8 protein-coding genes are annotated in these 7,551 nt (G+C 65.4%); all 8 read left to right on the top strand.

What is annotated here, in order from left to right:
• Positions 1-692: BadF/BadG/BcrA/BcrD ATPase family protein (locus tag ACLHHB_RS02470; protein WP_410216696.1), on the top strand; the 692-nt coding region annotated here is incomplete at its 5' end.
• Positions 689-1,801, top strand: coding sequence for an N-acetylglucosamine-6-phosphate deacetylase (locus tag ACLHHB_RS02465; protein ID WP_410216695.1), 1,113 nt, complete (start codon positions 689-691; stop codon positions 1,799-1,801). The genes ACLHHB_RS02470 and ACLHHB_RS02465, both read left to right, overlap by 4 nt.
• Before the next feature lie 75 nt (positions 1,802-1,876).
• On the top strand, positions 1,877-3,103 hold the full coding sequence (locus ACLHHB_RS02460; protein WP_410216694.1) for a glutathionylspermidine synthase family protein: 1,227 nt from the start codon (positions 1,877-1,879) through the stop codon (positions 3,101-3,103).
• Positions 3,104-3,122: 19 nt separating this feature from the next.
• Positions 3,123-3,704 (top strand): DUF1190 domain-containing protein, encoded by a 582-nt coding sequence (locus tag ACLHHB_RS02455; protein ID WP_410216693.1) that lies wholly within the window; start codon positions 3,123-3,125, stop codon positions 3,702-3,704.
• Between the two features lie 105 nt (positions 3,705-3,809).
• Positions 3,810-4,715: an ABC transporter substrate-binding protein gene (locus ACLHHB_RS02450; protein ID WP_410216692.1), complete on the top strand. Its 906-nt coding sequence runs from the start codon at positions 3,810-3,812 to the stop codon at positions 4,713-4,715.
• The gene (locus ACLHHB_RS02445) at positions 4,715-5,863 is read left to right on the top strand and encodes an ABC transporter permease (RefSeq protein WP_410216698.1); all 1,149 of its coding nucleotides are present in this window, start codon (positions 4,715-4,717) and stop codon (positions 5,861-5,863) included. The genes ACLHHB_RS02450 and ACLHHB_RS02445 overlap by 1 nt, the downstream gene beginning before the upstream one ends.
• A gap of 18 nt (positions 5,864-5,881) precedes the next feature.
• The gene (locus ACLHHB_RS02440; RefSeq protein WP_410216691.1) at positions 5,882-6,817 is read left to right on the top strand and encodes an ABC transporter ATP-binding protein; all 936 of its coding nucleotides are present in this window, start codon (positions 5,882-5,884) and stop codon (positions 6,815-6,817) included.
• Positions 6,814-7,551 (top strand): ABC transporter permease, encoded by a 738-nt coding sequence (locus ACLHHB_RS02435; RefSeq protein ID WP_410216690.1) that lies wholly within the window; start codon positions 6,814-6,816, stop codon positions 7,549-7,551. The genes ACLHHB_RS02440 and ACLHHB_RS02435 overlap by 4 nt, the downstream gene beginning before the upstream one ends.

Genomic DNA, 7,551 nt, shown 5'->3' with positions numbered 1-7,551 from the left:
CGGCCGCAACGGCCGCCATGGTTCAGGCAGACGCACAGCCGGGCGACCTTGTTGCAGTGCTGGGCCTTGCCGGAGGGGGTATGGCCCCGGCGGCCACGGCCCTGCAGTCCCGGCTGCCCTTTGCCCGCAGTCGTGTCGTCAACGATGCCGTCACCGCCGCGCGCGGCGCCTTGGGTGCGGGTGACGGCATTCTGGTGGCTGTCGGTACGGGCTCGGTCCTGGCGGTGCAGCGGAACGGACAGTTGAGGCAATATGGCGGGCGCGGCTTCCTGATGGGTGACGAAGGCAGCGGCGCCGTCCTGGGCCGCAACCTGCTGGCGCTGGCAATGCGGGCGGGCGATGGTTTTGCCTCCGACAGCCCGCTGCTGGCACAGATCCGGGAGGAATTTGGCAGCTTCGAGGGGATCATCGCCTTCGGCAACCGCGCAACACCAGCCGATTTCGCGGCACTGGCCCCGCGACTGGCCGGGACCGACGACCCTGCAGCGGTGGTGATCCTGGATGAGGCCGTGGCGCAGATATCGGATGCGGTACGGGTGCTGCAGGCGGGCCAGCACCTGCCGGTGGTGTGCCTGGGCGGGCTCGGCCCCTTCTATGCCGAGCGGTTGGCGCGCGACTGGCCCATCGCCCCGCCGCAGGGTTCCGGCGTGGACGGCGCGCTGGCCCTTGCGCAGGAATGGGCCGCCTCATGATCTTGGCGGCCGACCTGATCTTTGACGGAAAGGCGCTGCGGCCCGATTTGGCCCTGCACCTTGATGATTCTCATGTCGTCGACCTGATCCCGCGTCCTGACGGCCTGCGCCCTCTGCCGGGCATCATCGCCCCCGGATTTGTCGACCTGCAGGTCAATGGTGGCGACGGACTCATGGTCGACGGGACGACCGACGCGGCAGCGCTGGGGCGCATCTGCTCTGCCCATCGTCGCCTCGGATGTGCCGGTGTCCTGCCCACGCTGATCACGGATCGCTCCGAGGTGACGGCACGCGTCTTGGCTGCGGGCATTCAGGCCGCGCACGCAGGCACCCCCGGCTTTCTGGGCCTGCATCTGGAAGGGCCGCATCTGGACCCGCGCCGTGCAGGCGCGCATGACCGGGCCCTGATCCGCCCGATGACGGACGCAGATCTGGCGCAACTGATCGCCGCCGCCGCCCAATTGCCCGCGCTGATGGTGACGCTGGCGCCCGAGGCGGTGGCCCCTGATCAAATTGCCGCCCTGACCCGCGCAGGCGTGATTGTCAGCCTGGGGCACAGCGACTGCACCCTGGCTCAGGCGCAACAGGCCTTTGCGGCGGGGGCACGCGCGGCCACGCATCTTTACAACGCCATGAGCCAGATGGGTCATCGCCAGCCCGGCCTTGTCGGCGCCCTGCTGGCAGGCGATGCTCAGGCCGGAATTATTGCCGATGGGATTCATGTCGATCCGGTTGCCTTGGCCGTGGCCTTGCGCGCACGACCGCAAGGGTTGTTCCTTGTCAGCGACTGCATGGCAGTGGCAGGCACCGACGAGGACAGCTTCGACCTGCAAGGCCGCCGCATCCTGCGTCAAGACGGGCGGCTGACCCTGGCCGATGGCACGCTGGCCGGGGCGGATCTGCGGCTGGACCGGGCAATGCAGATGGCCGTTGACGCAGGGGCCAGTCCTGCCCGCGCGCTGGCGATGGCAACCCGAATTCCGGCGGACCTGCTGGGCGCGCCTTTGGGCCGTCTGACACCGGCCTGTCCTGCCGATCTGGTCCATCTGGATGCCGACCTGACCCTGCGCGGCATCTGGTCCGGCAAAGGCTGGCAGACCCCGGCATGACCCGTGGTCGCTTTGTCGCGCGTGAATTTGCCCTTCGCTCTGGCTCTTGACCCTTTCAACACCTACATCGGACTCATGCAAAAGATCACACTTCCCGAACGGCCCGATCTGGCCGAGAAAGCCGCCGAAGTCGGTTTTACCTTCGCTCATATGCACGGCGAGCCTTATTGGGATGAAACCTCGGCCTACCGCTTCTCGCTGGCGCAGATCGAAGAGGACATCGAGGGTCCTGCGACCGATCTTCATGCCATGACGCGCGAGGCGGTCGACCAGATTGTCGCCAGCGAGGCGCTGATGGCCAAGCTGGGCATCCCGCCGGCGCATTTCGGCCTGATCGCCGACAGCTGGGCGCGCAACGAGCCCGAGGTTTATGGTCGCATGGATCTGGCCTATGACGGCAACGGGCCGGCAAAGCTGCTGGAATACAATGCCGACACGCCCACGTCGCTTTACGAAAGCGCGGCATTCCAGTGGCAATGGCTGGAGGACCAGCTGGAGGCCAACGCCCTGCCGCAGGGCGCGGATCAGTTCAACGGCATCCACGAGGCGCTGGTGGAGCGGTTCCGCGACCTGTTTGCCCCTGACACCGACATCCACTTCACCGCCGTCGCCGACAATGCCGAAGACTATGCCACCGTCGAATCCATGGCCTGGGCGGCGCGAGAAGCTGGAATGGGGGCCCATTACAGCGATCTGGACAAGCTTGGGGTCAGCAGGAAAGGCCAGTTCCTGGATGCCGAGGATCGGGTGATCGGCACCCTGTTCAAGCTGTATCCGTGGGAGGATCTGCTGGTCGACGATTACGCGCGCCACATCAAGGGCTCGGGCTGCATGTTCCTGGAGCCTGCGTGGAAGGCGGTCGTGTCGAACAAGGGCCTGTTGCCCGTGTTGTGGCAGATGTTTCCGGACCATCCGAACCTGCTGCCTGCCTTTTTTGCCGATGACGTGGCCGATGCGTTGGTGGCAAACGGCCGACCTGTGCCCGACGTCGCCGCGGCCTTTGACCGAGTGGCTGATCAGTTCCGCAGGGCCCATGTGGTCAAGCCGATCTTTTCGCGCGAAGGCGCCTCGGTCAGCATCGTCGAAGGGGGCGAGGTGACGGAAACATCGCCAAACACCGATTACGACCGTCACCCCCGCATCGTTCAGGCCTATCATCCGCTGCCGGAATTCGAGGGCTTCCGCCCGGTGCTGGGGGCCTGGATCGTGGGCCATTCCTGCGTGGGCCTAGGCCTGCGCGAGGACCGGGGCCGCATCACGCAGGATTTGTCGCGGTTCAAGCCGCATTTCATCGCGGACTGATCCGCGACAAGGAGGGGATATGAGGAAACGTTCCAGAACCGTCGCGCTGACCATCCTCGGCGCCGCCGCCTTTACCGTCGCAGGCTGCCGCGAGGAGCAGGTCGAGGCGCAGGCTTTTCCGGATCTGGCCAGTTGTCAGGCCGCTGCTGCGCAGGGCGGACTGTTCACCCCCGCCGAATGCGACCAGGCCTTTGCCGAGGCCGAACAATTGCATGTGGAGGCCGCCCCCCGTTATGACAGCCTGGCTGTCTGCGAGGAAGAGCACGGCGCCGGCAATTGCGGCTCTGAGGAGCAGCAGGTCAGCAACGGCGGCTCAGGCAGCATCTTCATGCCCCTGCTGGCCGGTTACCTGATCGGCAACATGCTGGGTCGTGCGGGCGGTGGAATGGCGGCATCGCAGCCGATGTATCGCAATGCGCAGGGCGGCTTTACCAATGCCAGCGGCACGACCAATTTCGGCAGCAATGCCGGACGTGCCCAGATGGGCAGCCAGAGCTTTGCCCGCCCCGCGGCCACTGCGGGCCAAGCTCCCATGTCGCGTGCAACTGCAGCCTCGCGTGGCGGGTTCGGCAGCACCGGCAGCCGCAGCTTTGGTGGTTGAAGGATCTGCGGAAGACAAGCTTTTCTTCCACATCCGGGAACCATTGACAGGCTGGCGGATTTCGATGCTGGGGGTTGTTCGGGCACGCGACAGGAGACATCATCCATGAAATTCACCACCCCCCTTGCCGCGTTGCTGATATCCGTCGGTGGTGCAGCCATTGCACAAGACATCACTGTGTCCTCCAAGATCGATACCGAGGGTGGATTGCTGGGCAACATGATCCTGATGGCGCTTCAGGATGCGGGGCTTCCGGTACAGGACCGGCTGCAGCTGGGGGGAACACCCATCATGCGCGATGCGATCATCTCGGGCCAGATCGACATCTATCCGGAATACACGGCCAATGGCGCCTTCTTCTTCAACGAAGGCGAGAGCGAGGTCTGGAAAAGCGCCGAAGAGGGTTATGCCCGCGTCGCCGAACTGGACTTGGAACAGAATGACATCGTCTGGCTGCAGCCAGCGCCCGCCAACAACACCTGGGCGATTGCCCTGCGTCAGGACGTGGCGCAGGAAAATGATCTCGTCACCATGTCGCAGATGGGCGAATGGATTGCGGGAGGCGGCAACATCAAGCTGGCCGCGTCCACCGAATTCGTGACATCGCCCGCCGCGTTGCCGGCGTTTCAGGAAACCTATGGCTTCAGCATGAATCCTGACCAATTGGTGCAACTGTCGGGCGGCGATACGGCCGCCACCATCGCCGCGGCGGCGCAGCAGACATCAGGGGTCAACGCTGCCATGGTTTATGGAACCGACGGTGGCATCGCCCCGGCGGGCCTTGTGGTGATGGAGGATGACAAGGGCGTTCAGCCCGTTTATCAGCCCGCCCCCATTGTCCGTGCCGAGGTGCTGGAAGCGCATCCCGAAATCCGCGACGTGCTGGCGCCGATCTTCGAATCGCTGGAACTGGCCACCCTGCAGGAACTAAACGGTCGCATCCAGATCGGCGGCGAACCTGCCGATGCCGTGGCACGTGATTATCTGACGACCTCCGGCTTTCTTGATTGATGCGCGACCGGCTGGACCGGCCCGGCCTGCTTTTTACTCTGCTGGGGGTGGCCGGAATGATCCTGCCGCTGGTCCAGTTCAAACCCAACCGCATCCTGCCGGGTGAAGGCATCGCCCTTCCTTGGGCGTTTTCGGCTGGACTGCCGCTGGCTTTGGGTTTGGGCGCGGTCCTCTTGGCCGGCTGCCTGCGCTGGCCTCCGGCTTATCGCCTGCTGGCGGGACTTGCTGCGTTGGCCTGCTTAATCTTGGGTCTTGGTGCTGCAGCGCGGCACCTGACGCCCCCCGACAACACGTTGGCCCGCGTGGCTCCGGCCGGCGGTTTCTGGCTGCTGGGTCTGGCCTTCGGATTGATGACAGCCGATGCCTTGGCACGGCTGCGTCCCCGCCTCGTCCTGCGTTGGCTGCTGTTGGCTGGGGCGGTCGGGACAATCGCTTGGGTGCTGGCCTCGGGAACACTGGATGAGGTGTCCGTCATGCGGGAATATGCAGCGCGCCGGGATCTGTTCCTGCGCGAAGCGCAGGCGCATCTGGTGCTGGCATTCGGCTCCCTCGGACTGGCGCTGCTGATCGGTCTTCCCTTGGGCGTGGCCATTCACCAGCTACGCGCACTGCGCCGCCCGGTCCTGTCAGTGCTGAATATCCTGCAGACCATCCCCTCGCTGGCATTGTTCGGGATCATGATCCCGATCTTTGGATGGGTTGCAGCCAATGTGCCGGGCGCGGCACAGGCCGGCGTCGCAGGAATAGGCCTGTTTCCGGCGCTGGTGGCGCTGTTTCTTTATTCGCTGCTGCCGGTCGTGTCGAATACGCTGACAGGACTGTCCGGCGTCAATCCCGCCACGCGCGAGGCCGCGACAGGTCTGGGCCTGACGCGGCCGCAGGTGCTGGGCCAGGTGCTGGTGCCGCTGGCGCTTCCGGTCCTGTTGGCTGCGGTTCGCATCGTGCTGGTCCAGAACATCGGCCTTGCCGTGATTGCAGGCTTGATCGGCGGGGGCGGATTCGGCACCTTCGTGTTCCAAGGGCTGAACCAGACGGCCATGGACTTGGTTCTACTGGGGGCGCTTCCAACCATCGCTCTGGCCTTGGTGGCGGGTCTTGCGCTGGACCTGGTCGTGGAGGCCACTGCCCGACGTCCCGAACGCGCCTGACCCGGCCGGAGGCATGACATGATCGACATCCGCAACCTTTCCAAGCTTTACGACGACGTGCCGGCGGTCGAGGATGTCAGTCTGACAGTGGACAAGGGCCAGATTGCAGCACTCGTCGGCACATCGGGGTCCGGCAAGACCACGCTGCTGCGCATGATCAACCGGCTGGTCGAACCGACAAGCGGTCACGTCCTGATCGACGGGCAGGATACGACCGAACTTGCGCCGCACCTGCTGCGCCGCCGTATCGGCTATGCCATCCAGGGTCACGGGCTGTTTCCGCACCGCACGGTCGGGCAGAACATCTCGACCGTGCCCCGCCTTCTGGGATGGAAGCCCGACCAGATCCGCGACCGGGTGGACGAGTTGCTGACCCTGTTCCAGCTTGAGCCCGGCGCATTTCGCGACCGCATGCCGCACGAATTGTCAGGCGGCCAGCAGCAGCGCGTCGGTGTGGCCCGCGCCTTGGCGGCCAAGCCCGACCTGTTGCTGATGGACGAACCCTTCGGCGCGCTGGACCCGGTGATCCGTGCCAAGGCTCAGGATGACCTGCGCCAGATCCAGCGGCAACTGGGCACGACGCTGATCCTGGTCACGCATGACATGGAAGAGGCCGTGACACTCGGCGACCGGATCGCTGTCATGGACAAGGGCCGCCTGATCCAGTACGGCCCCCCGTCCGAAATTCTGACCGCCCCCGCAACGCCCTTTGTGCGTGACCTGATCGGCATGGGCGAGCGCCCGTTTCACCTGCTGTCGCTGACACCGGCCCATGCCATCGCGACCGAGGGCGAGGCCGAGGGCCTGCCCATCCCGCGGGACGCCACCCTGCGCGACGCCTTGGCCGAATGCCTGTGGTCGGGCCGGGATGCCCTGCCGGTCGAAGGGGGTGGCGTCGTGACGCTAGCTGCCTTGCGGGCACAGGCCGCACCGCTGGCCCGAGCCGCCGAATGACCGGACGCGTCCTGCTGGCCGCGGCGGTGCTGTTCCTGACGGCTTTTCTGATCACGCCCACCAGCTTTGTCTGGCTGTTCGCGCCCGTGACGCGCAACAATGCACCGGCGATCTATACCCAGACACCCTTGTGGTCGCTGACCTTGTCGCATCTGGCGCTGGTGGCTGCCGCGGTTCTCGCCTCGACAGTTGTGGCCTTGGTTCTGGCGGTTCTTGTCACCCGCCCTGCGGGACGGGAGTTCCTGCCGCTGGCCCGCACCATCACATCGATCGGACAAACCTTTCCGCCGGTCGCCGTTCTGGCGCTGGCGGTGCCGATCATGGGATTTGGCGCGGGACCGACGCTGGTCGCGCTGTTCCTTTACGGTCTTCTGCCGGTGTTCGAGAACACCTTGGCAGGCTTGACCGGTCAGCCCCCCCAGGTGGCCGAGGCCGCGCGCGGCATGGGCCTGACGCCGCGACAGCGCTTGTGGCAGGTGGACCTGCCCTTGGCGATGCCGGTGATCCTGACGGGCATGCGCCTGACCGCTGTCATTTCTCTGGGAACGGCCACGATCGGATCCACCGTCGCAGCCCGAACCTTGGGCGAGGTGATCATTGCGGGGCTTTTGTCCTCGAACACGGCTTTCGTTCTGCAAGGGGGCATGGTGGTCGGCATCATCGCCGTCTTGATCTATGAAGGCTTCCAAGTCCTGGAACAGGTAGCCGCCCGCCGTGTCGGCCTGAACCGGTAA

It is taken from the genome of Paracoccus sp. (in: a-proteobacteria), assembly GCF_046462195.1.
Lineage (GTDB): Bacteria > Pseudomonadota > Alphaproteobacteria > Rhodobacterales > Rhodobacteraceae > Paracoccus.
Note: the sequence above shows the minus strand (reverse complement) of the source record. Positions and strands in the feature narration are given on the sequence as shown.

Excerpts from the sequence above, each read along its gene's own strand:
- ACLHHB_RS02435 (WP_410216690.1), top strand. The coding sequence starts at position 6,814 with ATGACCGGACGCGTCCTGCTGGCCGCGGCGGTGCTGTTCCTGACGGCT.
- ACLHHB_RS02440 (WP_410216691.1), top strand. The coding sequence starts at position 5,882 with ATGATCGACATCCGCAACCTTTCCAAGCTTTACGACGACGTGCCGGCG.
- ACLHHB_RS02450 (WP_410216692.1), top strand. The coding sequence starts at position 3,810 with ATGAAATTCACCACCCCCCTTGCCGCGTTGCTGATATCCGTCGGTGGT.
- ACLHHB_RS02445 (WP_410216698.1), top strand. The coding sequence starts at position 4,715 with ATGCGCGACCGGCTGGACCGGCCCGGCCTGCTTTTTACTCTGCTGGGG.
- ACLHHB_RS02455 (WP_410216693.1), top strand. The coding sequence starts at position 3,123 with ATGAGGAAACGTTCCAGAACCGTCGCGCTGACCATCCTCGGCGCCGCC.
- ACLHHB_RS02460 (WP_410216694.1), top strand. The coding sequence starts at position 1,877 with ATGCAAAAGATCACACTTCCCGAACGGCCCGATCTGGCCGAGAAAGCC.
- ACLHHB_RS02465 (WP_410216695.1), top strand. The coding sequence starts at position 689 with ATGATCTTGGCGGCCGACCTGATCTTTGACGGAAAGGCGCTGCGGCCC.